Origin of the sequence: Paenibacillus marchantiae, assembly GCF_028771845.1 — a bacterium.
Taxonomy (GTDB): Bacteria; Bacillota; Bacilli; order Paenibacillales; family Paenibacillaceae; genus Paenibacillus; species Paenibacillus marchantiae.
Map to the genome: position 1 here is coordinate 3,381,691 of NZ_CP118270.1, position 22,956 is coordinate 3,404,646.

Below are 22,956 nucleotides of genomic sequence, written 5' to 3' on the forward strand. Positions count from 1 at the left end.
TTTTGTTCTCCCTTCGATGCCTACGGAGTTAGCTAAGGGTTCGGTAGAAGGTTCCCTATATTTCCTATGTATAAGAATAATTCACCCAAAATGGTTCCCCCGTTTTCAAACATGAAACTCGGCAAATGAATAATTAAGTTTTTGTAACCTTTTGAAACTATATTGCATAAATGCGAAAATGTCAAACCGATTTTGAACACTTCTTATCATCTCAATGTTAACGGAATTATCGCTATTTATGTAGAAATAACTCGAATATTGGGTTTTAATAGATGACAAAAAAGTAACTACTGTTTCAAATGGAGAAAAATTGGATAATTTATTGGCTTTCTCACATTTCGATTAGACGATACCTATAGGTTAAGACAAAGAATTTGTTACATATTGTTGCAATTATTGACAAAATTCATTGTTTTGCATAGAATTCTTTTTGTATAATCCACTTATTGGATGAAAAGAAATAATTTGGGTTTAAAACAAATATAAGGAGGGTAGACGCTCAAGGAAAACAGTTTGCAGAAAATGAATTGGGGAGTGTTCTAAACGATGTTGAAGGCACAAGCAAGGTTTGCATCTTTGGTAATGGCATGTACAATGATTTTCTCTGTTGTCGGAATGGTATTTCAGCCTGCTGCTAAGGTATCTGCTGCAGACGCATCTGGAACGACAGCAAGTATCTCAGATATTTTGAAGAATCAACGTCCTGACGGGGGATGGAAGAAGGATTACAAAGAAACAAGTGGTGAGTGGGCCAAATCTACGATTGATAATAAAGCTACATACTCAGAAATTAGAAGATTAGCCAAGGAATTTAAAAAGACAAATGATCCGCGATATTCGGCTGCTGCCATCAAAGGAATCAACTTTTTGTTAAATATGCAGTACTCCAATGGAGGATGGCCACAAGTATACCAGAGCTCAGGCTATCACAAACACATTACCTTCAACGACGATGCCATGATTAATGTCATGTACATGCTGGATGAAGTAGGTGCACGTAAAGGTGATTTCTCATTCATCGACAGCTCTCTTGCGGATCGCAGTAAAAAATCAGTTGCCAAAGGTGTAGATGCTATTCTCAATACACAGGTTGTAGCAAATGGTAAACTGACTGCATGGGGACAGCAGCATGATTCCAGCTCCCTAAAACCTGCAGGAGCAAGGATATATGAAGTGCCTTCTCTAAGTGCTGGAGAGAGCAGTACGATTGTAAAGTTTTTGAAAACAAGACCGTCGAACTCGAAAATTAAGGTTTCCATTCAAGCGGCAGAAGCCTGGTTCAACAACGTGAAAATTACAGGATACAAGTATGTCAGAGAAAACGGAGATAGCAAACTCGTAGCTGATTCAGGTGCATCGCCAATTTGGGCACGTTTTTACGAAATTGGAACGGATAAACCGATCTTCGTAGGACGTGATGGGGTTGTGAAATACAAACTCAGCGATATCGATAAGGAAAGAAGAGGCGGGTATGCCTGGTATGGCAACTGGCCTTCAAAGATATAATTTATAAAAAGCTTTATCATTGAAGGCGAAATTATATTTTTTTTGTTGACACTAATTACCTGCACATGTTATATTATCTCTTGTCGCCGCGATATAATTTCTCGGAGATAAGACATACGCGGTCGTGGCGGAATTGGCAGACGCGCACGGTTCAGGTCCGTGTGGGCTAACCCCCGTGGAGGTTCGAGTCCTCTCGACCGCATCATATGTAACACGAAAAAGGTTCCTAGAATGGCATTGCTGCCACTCTAGGAACCTTTTTTATTTGTTTACAGATTTTGATCTTTGCTTTTCCTGATTCTTTTCAACCCATTCCCTCGGCTTGAGCAAAAATGAAGTTTCCATTTGTTTATTTATCCATTAATGGAAATATGTTTGTTCTGCGACGGTTTGCCCCTATATTTCAGGTTAATTGTACGTAAAATACCGAATTGTACCTATCTTGGGAATGCCTCATCCACTATTCTCTTCTCGTGTGGAAGCGCTATCAACAGGAATTTGAATGACCAAATTCAGAGGGGGTAGGGATAATTTGAAACGAATCGGAAAAAGGATGGCAATGTGTTTCATGGTATTTATGATTGCGGCGGTGCAGTTCGGGATTATGGGAACGACAGGTAATGTGGCACAAGCAGCAGATAAGAGTCTGGCCCAAAAGCCGTATATGGGTTGGAGCAGTTACAGCATGCAGGTATATGACGGGCCGGGTAACTGGACATCGGCCGAGAGTATAAAGAAGCAATCGGACGCCATGCGTGAGAAGCTTCAAGCCCATGGATATGAATACATTAATATTGATGCTGGCTGGAACGGTGACGAAGATGAATACGGCCGTCCTATTCCGAGTACTGTTCTTTATCCAAATGGATTTCAGGAGGTCATTGATTACGTCCATAATAACGGACAGAAGATCGGAATCTATCTGATTCCGGGATTATCAATCACCGCCTATGATAAAAATCTTGAGGTTTATGGGTCGGGCGGGGCATGTCGTATGCAAGATATTGCAGTAAAACCGCTCGTTGTTATGGATGCTTGGGATTCGTACACGTACAAAATTGATTTTTCGAACCCTTGCTCACAGAAGTACATTGACTCCATCGCGGATCTTCTTGGCGAGTGGGGTATCAACTTTGTCAAATTCGACAGTGTGACGCCAGGATCGGGAATCAATAATCTGAGCCGGGATGCACGTGGTGATGTGGAGGCATGGTCCAAAGCCCTGGACAGAAATAACATCTGGTTTGAGCTTTCCTGGGCGCTTGATCACAATTACGTGGACTTCTGGAAAAAGTATGCAAACGGCTGGAGGATCGACTGGGACGTTGAAGCTTACGACAGCAGTAAGGGATTGACCGAATGGTCGAGTATTTCCCGCTTGTTCCCCATCGCTGCCCTCTGGTGGCGGGATGCAGGTCCCGGAGGCTGGAACGACTTCGATTCACTGAATGTCGGGAATGGCTCGATGGATGGTCTGACCAAGGTTGAGCGGCAAACGGCCACGACCTTCTGGTCTATCTCTTCAGCACCGCTTTATACAGGTGATGATTTAACAAGGCTGGACAGCTATGGATTGGAATTGCTTACTAATGACGAAGTCATTGCCGTCAATCAGGCTGGACGTCCAGGCCATCCGGTTTCCATGGAGACCAAGCAGCAGGTTTGGTATGCCAATAACGGAGATGGTACTTACAGTGTAGCCTTGTTCAATTTGGGCGACCAGAGTGCGGAGGTAAAAGTCAAATGGAGCGATCTTGGCCTCAACGGTCCGGCTTCTGTCCGTGATCTCTGGAGCCATTCCGAGCTGGGGAATTTTAATCATGAATTCAGTGGCGGCGTGCTAGAACCCCATGCTTCCCGGATGCTTAAAGTAACCGCACTGAACGGCACATCAGCCGTCAATGACGATGATACAGGCATGCTCTATAGCGGGGATTGGCAGCGCAACGGGGGCAAGGAGCAGACAGATGGGAGACAGGATCTGAGCATAGCGATTACGGATTCCTCTGGCACTGGTCCAGCGAATAGCAGTCAAGGGGGTGCCTTGGACGCTGAAGCTGACAATGCTGCAAATTCAATCTCTGTGGAAGATGCCACTGTTACCAATGAGGTCTACATTAATGATGATGACAGCAGTATTAAATACACGGGCTCATGGAACTCCAATACCGGCAGAAGTTACGGTGATTACAATGGCGATGTGCATTTTACTGAAAAAGACGGCGATTATTTTGAGTATAGTTTCACGGGCACAGGCATTGAACTGCTGACGGAGAAGGATAAAGACCAAGGAGACATGATTGTCACCCTCGATAATGGAGCATCTGAAACTGTAAACGCCTATACCAGTGGAGAAAGGGAAGTCCAGCAGGTTTTGTACAGCAAACTTGATTTGGACAACGGCCCACATACCTTGAAGGTGGTCAAGGGCTCGGGCCAGTATATGTTGCTGGATGCGCTTAGAGTAACCATGGAAATTCCTCCTGGAGGGCAGAACAGCACCATTAGTCCGACCTCTGCAAACTTTGACAAGGAGACGGAACAACAGAAGGATGTCACCGTGAGGCTGTCCTTGAACGGCAATATGCTGACCGGCGTTGAAAATGATGGGGTGCTGCTCAGTGATGACGACTACACGGTGGTCAATGACAAGCTGACTATCAGGAAGCAGTACCTCACGCAGCTGCCTAAAGGGACAACGAGTCTAAACGTAATCTTTAGCGCGGGTGATCCCCAGTCTTTGGCAATAAGGATCAGCGATACTACGGGCATTCGATTTATAATGATCAATAACGACGATCCGGCAATCAAGTACAACGGCTCCTGGTCACGAAGCACTGGCAGAGGTTTGGGTGACTATAAGGACGATGTGCAGTATACCGAAAAAAACGATGATTCTTTTGAATACACCTTCAAGGGAACGGGGATCCAGTTATTTACGGAGGTTGACCAGTCACAGGGAGACATGGATATCTATGTTGACGACCAATTCAAGGAAACAGTCAGCGCCCATCGTAACGGTCGGCTGGCACAGCAGAACCTGTACAGCATATCGGGGCTGCCGGATGGGCAGCACACGCTCAAGGCAGTGAAGAAATCGGGGGAGTATATGCTGCTCGATATGCTCAAAGTTGAGCTTCCGAATCTAATTAATCCGGTAACCGCGGATTTCGACAAGTCAGCTTCCGCTCAGACAGACATTGATGTGACGCTGCTGCAACAGGTGGAAAGCTTCAGTGGTATTACTAACGGATCACTTGATCTGGTTCCGGGGTCCGATTATACAGTTGCAGGGAACCGAGTTACACTGAAAAAATCGTATCTTGCTGCGCAGTCAGTGGGGACGCTGAACCTCAGCTTTGCCTTCGGCGGTGATTATCTCAATGATGTGCATTCCACGGTGGTGGACGGGGATTCTTTCGAATACACCTTCAAGGGCACTGGAATAAGTATGATTACACCGACTGGACCAGAACAGGGCGAAGTGGACATTTATGTAGACGGACAGCTGGTGCAGACCGTGAACGCCTACAGTCCAAGCCGGCAGATTCAGCAGGAGATTTACAGCATTTCAGGACTGGCAAAAGGCCAGCATACACTCAAAGCTGTGAAGAAATCCGGTGAGCTCATGCTGGCCGATCAACTGAAATTTACTGTCCCTACTGGAAACGGTGAACCAACGAATCCGTCGAATCCAGGTGGTCCATCCAATCCAAGTGGACCATCGACTCCTGTCGTCCAGCCTTCAGACACTTCTGTGCCTGCGCCAGCTCCTGAATCTGGAAATACAGACGGGACAACAGGAACAGAGGGTGGTCAAGATATTCCGTACAAGGCGTATATTCAAGGATATCCGGGCGGGTTGTTCAAGCCGGATAACAAGCTCACCCGTGCAGAGATGGCAACCATACTCGCAATGGTATCTGAGAAAGAAGGCACAGGATCTGCTGTTGTATTCAGTGACGTTAAGTCAGAATATTGGGGAGCCGACGCCATTGCTAAGGTAAGCAAGATGGGGTTGATGAATGGTTATAAGGATGGGACGTTTAAGCCAAATCAGCCATTGACTCGTGCGGAGATGGCCACTCTTGTGTCCCTTCTTGGTCCGGCTTCCGAGAATTCAGGCGATGGATTCTCGGATATCGGTAGTCACTGGGCCAAGGAAGCCATTTTGAAAGCGCAAAGCGCAGGCATTCTGAGAGGCTATAAAGATGGAACTTTTCGACCGAATGCTTTACTGACAAGAGCGGAAGCCGTTGTAGCAATCAACAGAGCTTTGGGCAGAGCACCGCTCACGAACGTTTCGCAGCCACAGTGGAAGGATGTTCCTTCCACACACTGGGCCTTTGGCGATGTTGAAGCAGCATCCGTCGATCAGGTTGTAAAAGCCCGATCAGAGGTGGAAGAACCAAAGAAGAAATGATGTAAACTAGGATTGGGGGGCCATCTCGGCCCCTTTTTTCTGAATGATAAGGAGTTATCATCTCAAACCAAAGAACTTCGGAAATGTTAAAAAAAGCAATGATAATCGTCTTTTTATCGTTGCCTTTTATTCATTCCCGAATGAAACACGATTGAAGAATGAGATAAAACAATTGACTAACCCGGAAAATATTATTATCTTTGATAACGCTACCAATACCTCAAGGAGGGGGAGGAGGGTTACCCATTAAATATTCCAATGTTTTTCGTAAATTTTTAATTTCCTACGTGATCATTTTGGTTATACCCAGCATTGGCGGTTATATGTCTTATCTAACTTCCATCTCCGTAACACAGTCCATTTCCATTGAGAATAGTGTTACCCAACTCCAGAAAAGCCAGGAAATATTGGAGGGCCGCATGGCGGAAGTGGAGGGTTTCACCCGACAGCTTGCAGTTAATCAGGAACTGAACGTTCTTATGAATGAAAGGGACAACGAAACCAACGTATATGGAATATGGAGAACGATGGAGAATGTGTTGACCTTTGGACAGACCAATGATTTTCTGCAAAATTATTATATTTATCTTGCGAATTACAATCTAATTTTGACCCCGGGCTCTTCTTACAGACCGAATCACTATTATACTGATTTTCGTTATAACGATCTTTCGTTGGAAGAATGGATGAAGGACGTGTTGGGGAAGACCCACCGGAGTGAGATTAAACCGCTTAGTTCCTATGTTAGTAGGGGGAAGCAGACTTCGGTAATCACATATATGCAGTCATTGCCTCTGGACAGCTTCAATGATTCTTCACCGGCTGTCGCCGTTGTAATCATTGACGAGAAAATGATTCTTAGTCTGTTGTCCAGCCTGAATGACCGATACGGTGGCTGGGTTCATATCAGCGATGCGGAGGGCAATACCATTGCGCTGCAAGGGAGCTCCGAGCCCGAGATGGTGAAAATGGCCTCTGACTCTCATTTTGATCCAAGCAGAGTCAGCCAGTTCTATGGGGATGATCTTGTGATCACTACAAGATCTGATAAGAACGGATGGGTATACCAGGCGGGTATTCCCCGTCATGTCCTGATGGAGAATGCAAACAGGATCAAGGGGATGACGATGCTGATTACGGGCGGCACACTGCTCATCGGACTGATTGTTGGACTTGTGCTGGCTTATCGCAACAGCGTTCCAATCAATCGACTGTTAAGTGTAATGAAAGAGCAGTTTGGGAAGGATGAATCGGCTCCCAAAAATGAATTTGACTTTTTGAGTGGAAATATCGCTGCTATGCTTACTAAGAACAAGCTGCTTGAATCCGAATTAAATCGCCAGCTCCCACTGGTCAGGGATGCCTTCCTGAAGCGGCTGATCTCCGGCGAATTCAAATCGCGGGATGAGATTCTTTCCGCTGCCGAACAGGCAGATATTAATTTGTATCAAGGCACGGGATATGCTGGAATTGTCCAGATTAAGGGTTATGCCAGTATGGACAGCGTCGAGATCCTGAATGAACTGAATGCCTCCCGATTACTGTTGAAGCAGGCTTTGGCTGAACTGGACGTGGATGTCCTGATGACCGATATGGGTTCGGATAAAGTGGTCATCCTGTTCTTTTCCAAGGAAACCGACTCCGAATTGGATCGTGAAAAGGAAGATATCACGCATATCATGGAGAATCTGGCACAGTATGTGTTCAATGAATACAGGATCACCATCCAGTCGGGATTCGGAAATCTCTTCACATCGTTGACAGAGGTCAGCCTTTCCTTTGATCAGGCCAATCAGGCGCTGGAGTATGCAGTCTACATGAACAAAAAAGGTATGATGTGGAACAACGAAGCCCAAACCGAAAATACAACGTATTATTACCCGCTGGATTCGGAGCAGCGACTGATTGGCACCATTCGTGCAGGAGAACTTGAAGAGGCCAAACGGATTGTCGATGCAATCATTGTGCAGAACATGGAGCAGCGGGAACTGTCCATGGAAATGAAGCATCAACTTGTTGGAGAAATGAAGGGGACTTTTCTCAAGTTGCTGGATCAAAAGGCGTTTACGGAATATGCCTCCATCGAGAATGTGAAACGGCGGGTCATTGATATTGGTTCCTCGGAGCCGCTCGAAACGATCAAAGCTGAGTTTTATGAGATCATGGAAGAGCTCTGCTCCGTTATTGCAAACAAGAAGAAGGATGCTCATATTCAAATCATCAAACAGATTAAGGAATATACTGCGAAAATGTATTCAGATACAGAACTGACTCTGTATCGGGTGGCAGAGCATGTGGAGCGGCCTGAGAAATACATCTCTCAATTGTTCAAAGAGTTTACGGGGGTTAATTTCTCCGATCACCTGATCAAAGTCCGAATGGATCAGGCTGTGATTTTGTTGAAAGAGAGCAATTATACTGTTGACGAGATTGCGTCACGGGTAGGTTACAATAGTTCTCACTCCTTTAGGAGGGCCTTCAAACGATTGAATGGCGTTTCGCCCAGTGTGTATAGACAATCGGTTGACGATTAAATGAAAGGAAGACCCATAGACTGTGTTGTCCGTGTTCCGGACAATGCGGTCTTTTTTTGCGAATACGCCTCCGTAATGGAAAAATGGCTGTCGTACTGCGGATGTGTGCCCCCAAAAGCAGGATAACTGTACGTGTAACGGCGCAGGTGTACCTGTTTATAGGACATCAAAATCGACTATGATCAGAATCAAGAAAGCGCTATCATAATTTACGCATCGCAGACAGCTAGTAAGGGGGGATTGTTCTGGAGAAGGAAATCGTATTAAATCACAAGACATCAACACAGCCGAAGGCACCTGGTTTTCTGACCAATGCCCGCAAAAGAATGATGAAGCACTGGCAGTTACACCTACTGGTGATTCCGCCCTTGCTATTTTTTCTCATCTTCAAGTATTATCCGATGATCAATGCGGTTCTTGCCTTTAAGGACTATAACGTCATCAAGGGGATATGGGGAAGTGATTGGGTTGGTTTTCAAAACTTTCGTCTGTTCTTTGAGAACCCATTATTTTGGACCCTGGTGAAGAACACCATTTTACTTAGCGGTTATTTAGTGTTGGCCGGATTTCCAATTCCGATTGTGCTCGCACTCATGATTAATGAGGTACGAGGAGCCAAGTTCAAGAAATTCGTCCAACTCGTATCCTTTGCACCCTATTTCATCTCAACAGTCGTGATGGTGTCCATGATTATGCTGTTCCTGGCACCACGGCTTGGATTTGTGAACATCGCCATGAACTTCTTTGGGCTGGATTCCGTGAATTTTCTGGGTGAGCCGGGTATGTTCCGTTCGATCTATGTCTGGTCCGACATTTGGCAGACTGCGGGCTACAGTGCGGTTATTTATTTGGCAGCACTAGCCGGAATCGATCCCACATTGTACGAAGCGGCCAAAGTCGATGGAGCCTCGCGTTTTCAAAAAATCCGTCACGTGGATCTGCCCGGGCTGGTGCCAACCATTGTCATTATTTTGATCCTGAATGTCGGAAATGTCATGGCGATTGGCTTTGAGAAAGTCTACCTGTTACAGAATCCGCTCAATCTGGCTAATTCTGAAATCATTGCAACTTATGTCTACCGAGTCGGCCTGTTGAATGCCAACTATAGCTTCGCAACTGCGGTGGGGCTGTTCAACTCACTGATCAATCTGGTCTTACTGGTTACGGTGAATGGTTTGGCGAAGAGAGTTACTAAGAATAGCATTTGGTAGGAAAGGAGTTCACCTATGGCTGCAAACGTTCAAACCAAGATTAAAGAGTCCGCTGTGGACAAAACGTTTCTGATTACAATTTACATTTTGCTCAGTATCGTGGCGTTGGTGGTCATTTACCCACTGATATTTATCGTCAGCAGCTCAATCAGCAGCCCGGCAGCAGTAACTTCCGGTCGAGTATGGCTCTGGCCCGTAGATATTTCCTTCAACGGTTACAAGGCATTATTTAATACACCTGAGATTCTCATCGGCTATGGTAACTCCATTTTCTATACGGTCGCAGGTACCCTGATCAGTGTAGCGTTAACCATCATGATTGCTTATCCGTTGTCACGCAAAACCTTTTTCGGCAGGAACACCCTGATGATGATCATTACCTTTACCATGATTTTCAGTGGTGGGCTGATTCCGACTTATATGGTTGTGAAGCAGCTTCATCTGATTGATACTCGCTGGGCGTTACTGATCCCGAATGCAATCTGGGTATGGCAGGTCATTATTGCTCGCTCGTTCTTTCAATCTTCTATTCCGGGGGAGCTTCTGGAAGCCAGTGAAATTGACGGCTGTAGTGATATGCGATTTATCTGGAGTGTTGTACTCCCGTTATCGAAGCCGATCATCGCCGTGCTGGTTCTCATGTATGCTGTGGGGCAGTGGAATGCGTACTTTGATGCCCTGATCTACCTCAAATCGGCAGACCTGTTCCCGCTGCAACTCATCTTGCGAAGTATCATCATTCAAAATAATGGTTCGGGTGCCATGGACGTCGCGAAAATGGTGGAAAGACAGCAGCTTACCGAACTGTTAAAATATTCGTTAATTGTGGTCGCCACTTTGCCTGTACTTGTCATCTATCCATTTGTACAGCGTCATTTTGTACAGGGGATGCTGGTCGGTTCTGTTAAAGGTTGATCCTTAGATTCGGTGTATGGAGCAAGAAGATATAGACAGTTCATACGCAAGGTACCATCGTCTCAACTGGTAAACTACAAAAAGGGAGTGATCAGATTTGAAGAAAAGTATGGTAACGTTATTGATGCTGGTAGTGGCATTCACAGTTGTCATGAGCGGGTGTTCCAATGGTAGCTCATCTACTGCACAACAGGGGAGCTCGGAAGAGGGCGGCAAGGTGAATATTAGCGTGTTCGCGGTTCAGGACTCTAGCATTGATATTCCGACCAATAAATTCACTGCATTTGTGGAAGACAAATTCAATATCAAATTCAATTGGGAGATCAACCCATCGGATGGAGCCAAGGAAAAGCGGCAAATCTCGCTGGCAAGCGGCGACTACCCTGATGCCTATCTGCTGACCCACTATATAGACCAATTCTCTCAGGCAGATCTGCTGAAGTATGGCAAGCAGGGTGTGCTCGTTCCTTTGAACGATCTCATTGATCAATACGCTCCCAACATCAAAGCAGCTATGGAGAAGAACCCTAATTTGAAAACGCTTAATACAGCGCCTGATGGTAATATCTATGGACTTGTTGCGTATACGGAATGTTTCCACTGCTCCTATCCGAGCAAGATGTGGATTAATACTGATTGGCTGAAAAAGCTGAATCTGGAAATGCCAAAGACGACCGAAGAATTCAAAAACGTGCTGCAAGCTTTCAAGACGCAGGACCCGAACGGAAACGGCAAAGCAGATGAGGTACCTCTGAGTGGTTCCATAGAGGAGTTCGGCGTACGAATTATTCCGTTCCTGATGAATGCATTTGTCTATGATGATGACCGAAACTACCTGCAAATGGAAAATGGAAAAGTTCAATCTGCGGCAATTACACCTGAATGGAAAGAAGGATTGACTTACATTAAGTCCCTCTTTGATGCAGGTCTGATTGACCCTGGCGCATTCACACAAAACGCAGAAGCGTTCAAGAAAATCGGTGAAAATGCTGACGCTGAAATTTTGGGTGCTGGTGCAGCTATGCATCCCGCAATTTTCGTGAACATTGACGAAGGCAATACTCGCTCGGCGCACTATAACCCGCTGGCGCCGATTTCTGGACCACAGGGTGTGTCCTATGCGACGCATGATGCGGGCGGTGTATCTCCAGGAGCGAAATTTGTAATCACAAACAAGGCAAGTGAAGAAGCGCAAATTGCCCTGATCAAAATGGTTGACTACATGTTCACACCAGAAGGTCAAACGAACGGTGCAAGCGGTATGAAGGGGATTGACTGGACTGACCCGGTGGAAGGTGATGTGGCACTGGGTAAAGACGTTAAACCTGTAGTGAAACAAATCCCTATGGCTGAGGGTGAGGCACCACGTAATGCGGGCTGGAGTGGTATGGCTCACTTCTATATGCCAAAAGAATATCGTGATACCTTCGTTCAAGGCACAGATATTTATGCATCCAATGGTTATGAGCGCAGATTATATGACGCATCGCTGTTGTACGAAGGGCATGAGCCGAAAGAGCTGTTCCCGATCTGGTCCGTCTGGATTGATCCAAACGAAATTGACGAAGCCAGTTTGCTGCAAACCAACATCAGAAACTACATTGAGCAAAATGAATTGCAATTCATCACAGGCAACAAGGACTTGAATAAGGACTGGGATGCTTATGTGAAAGGTTTACAGAACCTGAAGCTCGATCGTTATCTAGAAATTTTGCAAAAAGCATATGATACAAGCAAGTAATTAAGAGGGATATCGGAAATCAGGTGCCTATGATGTACCGGCACCTGATTTTCCTTGTATTTAGGCAGAAGCGAAGTATGATGATGGAGTATATGTGATGATAGAGAAGAAGCAATGGATGTGTTACATACCAAGAAGGGTGGGATCATCATTCCTGTGACAGAACAAGAAGATATCACGAATTTCACGACGATAAGTTTGACGGATTATGGCGCTGTGCCGGACTCTGAGTTGGACACCCAGCCAGCCATGGCTCGTGCAATTCAGGCGGCGGCCGAAATTTCTGGTCCGGTGGTGCTGGACTGTGCGAGAGGCAGATATCATTTCTACCCGGAGGAGGCGATTCGGGCGCCTTATTATATCTCCAATACGACGAGTGAAGAAGAGAATCCAGACGTAACCAAGACTATTGCCATTTTGCTTAAAGAAATGAACGATGTAACCCTGGAGGGCAACGGCTCTCTGTTTATTTTCCACGGCAAACAGACCCTGTTTTTGCTGGACAATTGCACCAATGTAGAGATTCGCAACCTGCGTACAGACTATCACCAGCCGACGGTGACCGAGATGACGATTATCTCAAGCGGAAAGCATTATTTCGATGCCCGCATTCACCCCGATTCCCGTTATCACATTCGGGACAACAAGCTAACCTGGCTCGGTGAAGGCTGGAGTTTTGCGGAAGGTCCCATGCAAACCTATGATCCATTACGGAATACAACCTGGCGAATCGACAATTGGCTGGAATTGGCCCAATCTGTGGAAGAGCTTGAGCCCATGACCATCCGTTTGCATTTTGATTTTCAACCTGATGTGGTCCCTGGTCATGTGCTACAAAACCGCGATGGCATTCGTGATCAAGTTGGAGCTTTTATGACCGAATGCTCGGATATAACGTGGAGAGACGTGAGTCTGCATTTTCTGCACGGACTCGGGGTCGTCGGACAGTTCAGCACAAATCTGACCTTCTCACGGATGAACCTGGCTCCCCGTACCGAAACGGAACGTACGGTTGCCGGCTTTGCGGATTTTCTGCACATCTCCAGCTGCAGAGGCAAGGTTGCCGTAAGGGACAGCTATTTTTCCGGTTCGCATGATGATCCTGTCAATGTCCACGGTACCTATTTACGAATTGTAGATCAGCCAGCAGTGGATTGCGTGAAGGTTCAATTTATGCATCCCCAGACGCATGGGTTTCCAGCATTTTATCCTGGTGATGAAATCGAATTTGTCCGTTCCGGTTCGTTGACGACCTACGCCTCCAACAATGTGGTTGCGGTTGAGCATTTAAGTGCTCGTGAGCTTTTACTGACTCTTGCTCATCCGGTACCGGACGGTATTGGCAGCCATGATGTCATTGAGAATGTAACCTGGACACCTGAAGTGGAAATTACAAATAATCATTTTGCCCGAGTACCAACACGAGGCATCCTCGTAACAACTCGTCGGAAAGTGCTGATTACCGGGAATACGTTTGAACGCATGTCCATGAATGCCATTTTGATTGCGGTGGATGCCGAGTCCTGGTATGAGTCCGGAAGGGTAGAGGATGTGACGATCTCCGATAACCATTTTATTGAATGTGGCGGCAGTGAGCATCCCGTGATATTCATATCCCCGGAGAATGTGGTGGTTGATGAGAGCGCTCCGGTCCACCGACAGGTGGTTATCCTGAATAACCGTTTCGAAACTTGTAGTGATGTCCCGATTCTAAGCGCCAAATCCACTTGTGGGTTGGTTTTTAAGTCGAATAAAATATGTTCCTCCAGCGAGACAGGAAAGTTATCCGGCGTTGAAGAAGCAGTCTATGCAATAGCCTGCAGCGAGGTTGACATTGCGGATAATACGTTCACTAATGTTCCAGAAGGTACTGACTAGCAATTGAGAAATCATGAGGGAGAGTGCACATGAAACTTCAATATGACAAACCTGCACATGTATGGACGGAAGGGCTTCCCATTGGTAATGGCCGTCTGGGCGGTATGATCTTTGGTGGAGTGGAGCAGGAGAAAATCAGCTTAAATGAGGATACTTTATGGTCCGGTTATCCGAAGAACGGCAACAATCCTGGCGCAAAGGACGCTCTGCCAAAGGTCCGCAAGCTGTTACAGGAGGAACGTTATACAGAAGCGGACACGCTGACCAGAGAAATGATGGGACCTTACACTCAATCGTACCTGCCTTTCGGGGATTTACTCCTACGTTTTGAGCACGGGAACATCTACCATTCCTATAAGCGGACGCTGGATGTAGAACATGCAGTGCACAGCCTTGAATATCAGATTGGCCATGTTATATATACCCGTGAAATGTTTGCGTCGCATCCTGATCAGGTACTTGTACTGCGGCTGGCTGCGAGTGTGGAAGGTGCGTTGAATGTACATGCGTCACTGGATAGCCCGCTTCGGCATGTGACTAGTGTTAGGGAAGGCCGCTTTGTTATGGAAGGAACGGCCCCTGAACATGTCGATCCCAGCTATGTTGCAAGCGACGATCCGATCCGATACGGTGACCCCGGAAATAACAAGGGCATGGTCTTTGAAGGACAGCTAGCGGTAAAGACAGAGGACGGACAGGTAACTGTGGATGGCAGTGGAATTCATGTATTGGGTGCGACAACGGCAACTTTTTATTTCAGTGCGGCAACAAGTTTTAATGGTATGGATGCCATTCCGGGAGTCGAGGGGAAAGATACTTCCTTCACTGCAAGTTCATTTCTGAATGAGGCGGTAGCCAAGCCATATGACAGCCTGCTTGACTCCCATATTGCGGATTATCGTCTGCTCTTCGATCGGGTGAAGCTTCAGCTGGGGAATTCACCTGCTCCGGAGCAGATGTCCACTGAACAGCGGATTACGACCTATGGGGCGGAGGATCCGGGGCTTGTGGAGCTTCTCTTTCATTATGGGCGCTACTTGCTGATCACAAGCTCCCGTCCTGGAACGCAGGCTGCGAATCTTCAGGGCATATGGAATGCAGTAACTCGTCCTCCATGGAGCAGCAATTACACGCTGAATATTAATACTGAAATGAACTATTGGCCGGCTGAAATATGCAATTTGGCTGAATGCCATGAGCCATTGCTGGACTTGATCAGCAATTTGGCGAAGAAGGGCGTTGAGACCGCACAGGTCAACTATGGTACCCGAGGCTGGACCACGCATCATAACACGGATATTTGGGGACAGACGGCACCGGTGGGCAATTATGGTGACGGTGATCCAAGCTGGGCTTTCTGGCCGATGGGAGGTATTTGGCTGACCCAGCATTTATGGGAGCATTATGCCTTCAGCGGAGATGAGACGTATTTGCGGAATTCCGCGTATCCAGTGATGAAGGAAGCTGCGCTGTTCGCACTGGACTGGCTCATTGACGATGGTAGCGGTCACCTTGTGACTTCGCCTTCAACTTCGCCGGAGCATAAATTCCGGACAGCGGAAGGTGTAGCAGCGGTCAGTCCGGGTTCAACCATGGATATCTCATTAATCTGGGAGTTGTTCACCAACTGTATTGAAGCCTCGGAAATACTTGGAACGGACCTGGATTTCAGAAAAGAACTGGTGAGCATTCGCGAACGCCTTCTGCCGCTGCAAGTCGGGAAATATGGCCAATTGCAGGAGTGGGCGAAGGACTATGAGGATGAGGACATTTACCACCGGCATACCTCGCATCTGGTAGGCGTGTATCCGGGTCGACAGCTTTCGGACGAAGAGACACCAGAGTTGTTTGTCGCCGCCAGAACCTCCCTTGAGCGGCGGGGAGACGAAAGCACGGGTTGGAGCCTGGGATGGCGTGTTGCACTTTGGAGCCGTTTCAGGGAAGGAAATCGTTCCCTGCATCTGCTCTCCAACATGCTGCGTCTGGTCAGAGATGGAGCGTCGGAACAATACAACCATGGCGGTGTATATCCGAATCTTCTGGGCGCACATCCTCCGTTTCAGATCGACGGCAACTTCGCGGCCTCTGCCGGGATAGCCGAGATGCTGCTGCAATCTCACCGTCCTTATATGGAACTGCTACCTGCACTGCCGGATGCTTGGCAACAGGGCAACATTTCCGGCCTGCGTGCCCGAGGTGGATTTGAGGTCAGTATCCGGTGGGACAACGGACAACTCGTAGAAGCGCACATCACTTCACACCTGGGTCGGGAGTGTGTGCTTAGAGGTGAAGGCCCAATTGTGGTAACGCTTGACGGCAGCGTGGTTGAGACGGAGAACACCGATTTAAATATCATAAGTTTCCCTACATCTGCAGGACGTACTTACAAGATTAAGTTGAGTTAAATCGCGTTATGGATCGGAAGATCGTTGCATGGAAAATGCTCTATTCGGTCTTTATAATGAGGGCAGACTTGGGCAGGAGAGACATAATCAGCTCCGCTCAGGGCACAGCATGCAACAATAAGGAGGCATATGATGCTAACTAGCGATACAGCCGTACAAGTGCAGCAACAGAATGTTAATCTTGTAAGCGTTACAAATGGCCACGTGAGCCTGGAGATCAATCTTGAAAATGGTGAAGTGTCCTTCATCGGCAAGCATTCTTCCCATGTGAAGGGCATTCGTAGTGCTTTTCGCTGGCAGGGCCGGGAATACAGCACGGATCATTATCAGAACCATGAGCTGACGGCACAGGAAGATATTGTTCGAGAAGGATTTGGAAAAGGCATCCGCTTGGTCGTTCTGCATAAAGCCTCGTTGCTGCCGCAACTGGAGCAGCATTTCTATATGTATGAATCCTCACCGTATGTACTGGTGCAGACCACTATAGTCGGTGATGAAGAGCTTAAGGCGAATCGCATGGCTGTCATCCAATCCAAAACCATATCACTCAGCGGAGAATCCGGCCAGAATGAACCAAGCATTCTGCGTGTTCCGTTTGACAACGATAAATGGGTCAGATATACGGTGGTTAAGCCGCCGCTTGATGTGGAGAGTTATGAGGCGACAGCCTTGTTCGCGCCCGACAGCCGCCGGGGAATTGTGATGGGTTCCCTTACGCATAAGGTATGGAAAACAGGGATTCGTATGCAAAGCGAAAAAAGCGGACAAATTGAGGGACTTGATCTGTACGGCGGTGCGGTGGGTGAACTGACTCGCGATTCCCAGCCTCATGGTTATGTGAAGGGAAAAAGAGTTGAATCTCCATTGGTATTCGTCGGGTTCTATGAAGACTACCGTGAAGGTCTTGAAGCCTACGGTAGGGCTAATAGCTGGATTGAGGCTCAATTACCTTGGGAGGGCGGTGTCCCCATCGGATGGAACAGCTGGTCTGCGGCTATGAGTGATCTGGACTATGATCTATATACAGCGACCAGCGATTTTCTGAAAAATGAAGTGCAGCCGCTTGGATTCGAGAATGAGGATACGTTATATATCAACTTTGATGCTTTCTGGGACAATTTTACGCCGGAAGAGATGAAGAGCGCACTGGACCGAGTACGGCAAAACGGACATAGAGCGGGAACGTACTGGACCCCATTTGCCTTCTGGGGAGGGCCTGATCAGTTCAGTCAAGCGGTCGAAGGAACGAACGGCAAATACACCTATGCAGATATTCTGCTGCGTGACAGTGAGGGCGAAATTCTGCCAGATGTAGACGGTGGTCTGGCGATAGACCCGACACATCCTGGCAACCTGCAAAGAATCGACTGGTTCACGGATAAATTCATCTCGGAAGGTTTCGAATATATCAAACTGGATTTCTTGGCACATGGCTCGTTGGAGGGACAGCACCACAATCCGAATATTACAACAGGGATCGCGGCTTATCACTATGGCATGTCTTATTTGCAGCATAAGCTCTCGCCAGAAGTAATCGGACGGCCATTTTTCATTAACTTGTCCATCGCTCCATTATTTCCATATGCATTTGCCCACAGCCGCCGTATTTCCTGTGATGTCTTCGGTACACTTGCGGATACGGAATATATGCTGAACTCGCTGACACACGGTTGGTGGATGAGCAATACGCTCTATCGCTACAATGATCCGGATCATTCGGTGTTATACAAGAGCTTCAACCAGGAAGCTACCGGCTGGCATGAAGGACGTAGCCGCCTGACTGCTTCAGTCATTGCCGGTACGGTGCTTCTACTCGGGGATGACTTCCGCAAAGAGGATGCTGCCGAACGAGCAAAAGAATGGCTTGGTAACAAGGAGATTTTGAACGTTGCTCGTATGGGCAAAACCTTCCGACCAGTTGAAGGTGATTTTGGGAAGCTGTCTTCTGACGTGTTTGTCCTTGAATCGTCGGAAGAGAAAAGTTTCTATCTCGCCGTCTTCAACTTTGATGCTGCACAGGCTGCGGTGAAATCCATCTCGCTGGAGCGGGCCGGACTAAACACCAATGCCGTTTACAGTTTGCAAGATCTGTGGGAAGGCTCACAAGGGGAAACGTCTGGAGAGCTTACGGTCTCACTGGAACCGGCGGAATCCAAAATCTTCAGATTGACCGTGAAGGGAAACTGACCTGGGAGAAATGATAACCCAGAGATGTGAACGGTTTTAGAATATAAAAACAAAGTCAAACGCGCGCTTTTGTATCTCACAGATCGCGCGTTTGTCTGTTTTGAGTCATGAGTCTATCTGTAAAGATAATCACTATTGGACTGGAGGATATGATATGAACGATTTTACTTTATGGTATTCAACCCCTGCAGCGGATTGGTCTCAAGGCCTGCCGCTGGGCAATGGAAGAATAGGGGCGATTGTTATGGCGTCTTCGCATCGAGAGGTATGGAGTATGAGCGAGGTCACCTACTGGTCGGGTCGAATTGATCCGGAGCACCCTTCCGAAGGAGGCAAGGCTGCACTTCAAGAGATGCGAGATCATTTTTTCTCTGGGGATTATGATGGAGGAGACCGTCTTGCCAAGCAGCATTTACAGCCAAAGAAACGTAATTTCGGCACCCATCTTGGATTATGTGATGTTGTTATTGATTTTGGGAAGAAGAATTCGGGTTCTGATGAAGCTGGAAGCTTCCAACGCGAGCTGGATCTGACTCATGCGCTGGCCGGGGCGTTCTGGAAGGATGACAACATCACGATTCTTCGTGAAGTTTTCGCTTCTCACGCCGATGATATAGTGGCCTCAAGAATTTGGAGCAATGCTCAGGGTTGCGTATCCTTTACACTTGGCTTGCAGGCAGGCACGGACTCATTCGAGGTAGTAGCCTTAGATGACAACACGCTTGAATTCCAAGGGCAGGCAACGGAAAATGTACATAGTGATGGGACTTGCGGCGTATGGGCCAAGGGTTTGGTCAAGTTGGTTGTATCCGGGGGTACCATCGTAAGTAGAGATGGTCGATTGAACGTGACCGGAGCGGATGAGGCATGGATTTATTTTAGTGTAAGCACGGATTATCGCCGTACAGATCAGGATTGGAAAACAGAGAACGAGTATACGCTGATGAAGGCTTTAAACAAGGGGTATGCCTTGCTGAGGGAGGATCATATCCGCGATTACGGCAAGCAATATGACAAGGTTGATATTCAGTTGGGGCTCAAGGGGAAATCCGGTCTGGCTACAGATCAACGTATTCGTTTGTTGGAACAGGGTAATGGGGATGAAGATCCGCAGCTGTACGCATTGTTTTTTCAATATGGACGGTATCTGACCATTGCGGGGTCTCGCGAGAACTCTCCGCTGCCACTCCATCTCCAAGGAATCTGGAATGATGGTGAAGCGTGCCGAATGGGCTGGAGCTGTGATTATCACCTTGATATGAATACCCAGATGAATTATTACCCCACAGAGATTACGAATCTAGGAGAAAGCCATCTTCCGCTATTTCGGTATGTTGAGGATCTGGCACAGGCGGGCAGGGAAACGGCTCGTAATGTATACGGATGCGATGGATGGGTCGCTCATGTCTTCTCCAATGTATGGGGCTTTACGTTGCCTGGATGGGAGACCTCATGGGGGCTGAACGTTACAGGCGGATTATGGCTGGCTACACACCTGATTGAGCATTATGAGTACAGTCAGGATCGTGTTTTCCTAGAGAATGTGGCCTATCCTGTACTTAAAGAATCCGCGGCTTTCTATCTGGACTACATGTGTGAGCATCCTCGGAACGGTTGGCTGGTGACGGGTCCTTCTAATTCACCGGAGAATCATTTTTATCCCGATAATTCGAGAGAGGCGGCACAGCAGCTGTCTATGGGAACGACAATGGACCAGATGCTGGTGCGCAGGCTCTTCGAATTTTGTCTTCATTCAGTTGAACTTTTGAATAAAGACGAGGAACTCGGACGCAAGCTGGAAGAAGCAATTAGCAAGCTTGCACCTCTACAGATCGGCAAGAAAGGCCAGTTACAGGAGTGGCTGGAGGATTATGAGGAGGTGCAGCCGGAGCATCGGCATTTGTCTCATATGTATGCGCTGTATCCGGACAATCAGATTACACCTGACCATACACCGGAACTCAGTACTGCAGCACGAGTAACGCTGGAGAACCGCATGGTCCAGGAAGAGCTGGAGGATGTTGAATTTACAGCTGCTTTGTTTGGACTGGGTTTTGCGAGATTGCACGATGGGGAGACGGCATATAAACACCTCTCACATTTGATCGGCGGCCTGTGCTTCGATAATCTGTTCACCTATTCCAAATCCGGAATTGCTGGAGCAGAGAGTAATATTTTCGTCGTTGATGGAAATTTCGGCGGTACAGCTGTCGTAGCGGAGATGCTGCTGCAAAGTTATGCGGGCGAGATCCACCTTCTCCCAGCGCTTCCACAGGCATGGAGCACCGGCTCGATAACTGGGCTGAGAGCAAAAGGAAATGCCGAGGTTGACATCGTCTGGGAGAATGGAAAGCTGACTTCTACGAACATTCACACTTTCTCGCCGGGAACGTTCACCATTTGTTGGGGCAACCATAGAACGATCCTTCATGCCGAAGCAGGCGAAAGTTACTATTTCAATAGCGAACTGGAGTTGGTAAAATAACGATCTATACTTGAAAATAACTTTCATTTATATGGACCATGGTCCAACGGGGGGAAAAACATATAATAGAGACAGAAAGAGACAAAGGGAGGGGACGTTGATGTACAGTATTTTTTTGGTAGACGATGAAGAACTGGGACTTGAGATGATGAGGGATTACATTCGTTGGGAAGAGATGGGTATCTATATCATGGGAACGGCGAGTAACGGCAGGGAGGCCTTGGAGAAGATTGAGGCCACCCAGCCTGATATCGTTCTTACCGATGTTCAGATGCCGATAATGAACGGTATTGATCTGGCGAGAAAGATACATGAGAGCTACGACTCGATCCAGGTGATGTTTCTGACCGGGCACGATGAATTTCAATATGTAAAATCGGCTATCAACGTAGGGGCCGTGGGATATATGCTAAAACCTTTGGATTTAAACGAAATTGAAAGCGTTATCAGTAAAGTTAAACAGCGTTGTGAAGAAGTTGCAATGAAGAACCGTTCCATGGAGGCAGCCAAAGCCAATATCCTGAAGGAGTTATCTTACGAAAAAAATGAGGATCGTGCTCTTGATCTCGCTTTTAGTTTCAGCCGTCTAACCCGACAACCGGAGACCACCCGATATGCAATGGCCTTGTTCAGTATCGATCCCAAGGAGGCTGAAGAGGAACAGCAAAGTCTGGAGGAATGTACAGGACGGCTGGTGTCTTTTCTCGACCATTTCTTCAAGGCGAAGAACCTGAAAGCGATCTTTGTGGATTACAAGGAAGGAGAGACGGGTGTATTTATGGAAGCGGCCCAGCAGCCGGGACATTATGCGTGGGAAGACTTGGCTGAGGCTATTCGTAGTGCCCTCGATTTTACGGTGACGGCAGCTGTAGGAGGACAAGAGACAGAGTTATCCCATATTCACTGTCTGTACGAACAGACACGCATCGTTTTGAATGAGCGTTTCTATGAAGGTACAGGCACCATTATTCATGCGGAGTCGCTTTCAAACCAGTTTTATACGGAGCATATGCCCCCTTTTGAACAAAAGGAATGGTTTGAGGCCATTAACCGACTGGATTTTGAATGGGCGGCACAGAAGCTGCACGGGTATATTGAGGGATTGGCAACACTGCGAGTTAAGAAGAAATTCATCTGCGACTGGTCGATAGATCTCGTTAATGAGCTGCTGGAGCAGCTTCATAAACCTGTTCCGAAGCGGGCTGAGCTGTATCATTCCATCTATAATGCACTGACTCTGCATGAGATCGAGGATCTGATTCTCGGTACTGCGGAAGATGCCGTGAGTATGCTGGGTGAGCGGTTTATGGACAAAAATGCAAAATTGATTCACAAGGTCCGTACTCTCATCGATCAGAATTACAATCAGCCGATTACCATCAACAGCCTGTCTGATCAGGTCTATTTGTCACCAAACTATTTGAGATCCATTTTTAAGGACAAAACAGGGATGACCATTCACGATTATCTGACACGCATCAGACTGGATAAAGCCAGGGAACTGCTGGCAGATGGCTCGCTCAAGATTCACGATATCGCGCAGAACGTGGGCTATGAAAGTTCATCTTATTTTATATCTCTTTTCCTGAAGACAGAGGGCGTAACACCCAACGAATACAGGAAAAGTATATGAAGATACAGGCTGTCTGGTAACGATCACGATCCTCCCGT

Annotated in this window: 12 protein-coding genes, 1 tRNA gene and 1 riboswitch; of the genes, 12 read left to right on the top strand and 1 reads right to left on the bottom strand. The window is 47.2% G+C overall.

From position 1 onward, the window contains the following. Nucleotides 1–2: 2 nt before the first annotated feature. A riboswitch (cyclic di-AMP (ydaO/yuaA leader) is annotated at nucleotides 3–134 on the bottom strand. Between the two features lie 412 nt (nucleotides 135–546). From pelA to PTQ21_RS15640, 4 genes are all read left to right on the top strand, one after another. Next, a complete protein-coding gene (gene pelA, locus PTQ21_RS15625) occupies nucleotides 547–1,506 on the top strand; it encodes a pectate lyase (RefSeq protein ID WP_274570393.1) in 960 nt (319 codons plus the stop codon). 118 nt (nucleotides 1,507–1,624) lie between these two features. Further along, nucleotides 1,625–1,708 (top strand) — tRNA-Leu (locus PTQ21_RS15630). Nucleotides 1,709–2,059: 351 nt separating this feature from the next. Next, on the top strand, nucleotides 2,060–5,929 hold the full coding sequence (locus tag PTQ21_RS15635; RefSeq protein WP_274570394.1) for a X2-like carbohydrate binding domain-containing protein: 3,870 nt from the start codon (nucleotides 2,060–2,062) through the stop codon (nucleotides 5,927–5,929). Between the two features lie 419 nt (nucleotides 5,930–6,348). Continuing rightward, nucleotides 6,349–8,463 (top strand): helix-turn-helix domain-containing protein, encoded by a 2,115-nt coding sequence (locus PTQ21_RS15640; protein WP_240321374.1) that lies wholly within the window; start codon nucleotides 6,349–6,351, stop codon nucleotides 8,461–8,463. On the opposite strand, the gene PTQ21_RS15645 is transcribed toward PTQ21_RS15640, so the two are convergent. Next, on the bottom strand, nucleotides 8,460–8,630 hold the full coding sequence (locus PTQ21_RS15645) for a hypothetical protein (protein WP_218135355.1): 171 nt from the start codon (nucleotides 8,628–8,630) through the stop codon (nucleotides 8,460–8,462). The two genes, PTQ21_RS15640 and PTQ21_RS15645, sit on opposite strands and share 4 nt — an antisense overlap. A 159-nt stretch (nucleotides 8,631–8,789) precedes the next feature. Here PTQ21_RS15645 and PTQ21_RS15650 point away from each other — a divergent pair, with 159 nt between their 5' ends. The 8 genes from PTQ21_RS15650 (at nucleotide 8,790) to PTQ21_RS15685 (ending at nucleotide 22,918) form a co-directional block, all read left to right on the top strand. Then, complete coding sequence (locus PTQ21_RS15650; protein WP_143805411.1) at nucleotides 8,790–9,674, top strand: ABC transporter permease; 885 nt, start codon at nucleotides 8,790–8,792, stop codon at nucleotides 9,672–9,674. Between the two features lie 15 nt (nucleotides 9,675–9,689). After that, nucleotides 9,690–10,589, top strand: coding sequence for a carbohydrate ABC transporter permease (locus tag PTQ21_RS15655; RefSeq protein WP_063564773.1), 900 nt, complete (start codon nucleotides 9,690–9,692; stop codon nucleotides 10,587–10,589). 97 nt (nucleotides 10,590–10,686) lie between these two features. After that, nucleotides 10,687–12,330: an extracellular solute-binding protein gene (locus PTQ21_RS15660; protein WP_090805183.1), complete on the top strand. Its 1,644-nt coding sequence runs from the start codon at nucleotides 10,687–10,689 to the stop codon at nucleotides 12,328–12,330. A gap of 114 nt (nucleotides 12,331–12,444) precedes the next feature. Continuing rightward, entirely contained in the window at nucleotides 12,445–14,208 is a 1,764-nt protein-coding gene (locus PTQ21_RS15665; protein WP_274570395.1) for a right-handed parallel beta-helix repeat-containing protein, read from the top strand. A gap of 29 nt (nucleotides 14,209–14,237) precedes the next feature. After that, nucleotides 14,238–16,613: a glycoside hydrolase family 95 protein gene (locus PTQ21_RS15670; protein ID WP_274570396.1), complete on the top strand. Its 2,376-nt coding sequence runs from the start codon at nucleotides 14,238–14,240 to the stop codon at nucleotides 16,611–16,613. A gap of 129 nt (nucleotides 16,614–16,742) precedes the next feature. Further along, nucleotides 16,743–18,800: an alpha-galactosidase gene (locus PTQ21_RS15675; RefSeq protein ID WP_274570397.1), complete on the top strand. Its 2,058-nt coding sequence runs from the start codon at nucleotides 16,743–16,745 to the stop codon at nucleotides 18,798–18,800. A gap of 154 nt (nucleotides 18,801–18,954) precedes the next feature. After that, nucleotides 18,955–21,285, top strand: a complete 2,331-nt coding sequence (locus PTQ21_RS15680) for a glycoside hydrolase family 95 protein (protein WP_274570398.1) — start codon at nucleotides 18,955–18,957, stop codon at nucleotides 21,283–21,285. A gap of 100 nt (nucleotides 21,286–21,385) precedes the next feature. Further along, nucleotides 21,386–22,918, top strand: a complete 1,533-nt coding sequence (locus PTQ21_RS15685) for a response regulator (protein WP_090805203.1) — start codon at nucleotides 21,386–21,388, stop codon at nucleotides 22,916–22,918. Nucleotides 22,919–22,956 lie beyond the last annotated feature (38 nt).

What these genes read in the sequence shown, in the direction of transcription:
- PTQ21_RS15670 (WP_274570396.1), top strand. Translation starts at nt 14,238, where the DNA reads ATGAAACTTCAATATGACAAACCTGCACATGTATGGACGGAAGGGCTT.
- PTQ21_RS15675 (WP_274570397.1), top strand. Translation starts at nt 16,743, where the DNA reads ATGATGCTAACTAGCGATACAGCCGTACAAGTGCAGCAACAGAATGTT.
- PTQ21_RS15640 (WP_240321374.1), top strand. Translation starts at nt 6,349, where the DNA reads ATGGCGGAAGTGGAGGGTTTCACCCGACAGCTTGCAGTTAATCAGGAA.
- PTQ21_RS15665 (WP_274570395.1), top strand. Translation starts at nt 12,445, where the DNA reads ATGGATGTGTTACATACCAAGAAGGGTGGGATCATCATTCCTGTGACA.
- PTQ21_RS15685 (WP_090805203.1), top strand. Translation starts at nt 21,386, where the DNA reads ATGTACAGTATTTTTTTGGTAGACGATGAAGAACTGGGACTTGAGATG.
- PTQ21_RS15645 (WP_218135355.1), bottom strand. Translation starts at nt 8,630, where the DNA reads ATGTCCTATAAACAGGTACACCTGCGCCGTTACACGTACAGTTATCCT.
- PTQ21_RS15655 (WP_063564773.1), top strand. Translation starts at nt 9,690, where the DNA reads ATGGCTGCAAACGTTCAAACCAAGATTAAAGAGTCCGCTGTGGACAAA.
- PTQ21_RS15680 (WP_274570398.1), top strand. Translation starts at nt 18,955, where the DNA reads ATGAACGATTTTACTTTATGGTATTCAACCCCTGCAGCGGATTGGTCT.
- PTQ21_RS15650 (WP_143805411.1), top strand. Translation starts at nt 8,790, where the DNA reads ATGATGAAGCACTGGCAGTTACACCTACTGGTGATTCCGCCCTTGCTA.
- pelA (WP_274570393.1), top strand. Translation starts at nt 547, where the DNA reads ATGTTGAAGGCACAAGCAAGGTTTGCATCTTTGGTAATGGCATGTACA.
- PTQ21_RS15635 (WP_274570394.1), top strand. Translation starts at nt 2,060, where the DNA reads ATGGCAATGTGTTTCATGGTATTTATGATTGCGGCGGTGCAGTTCGGG.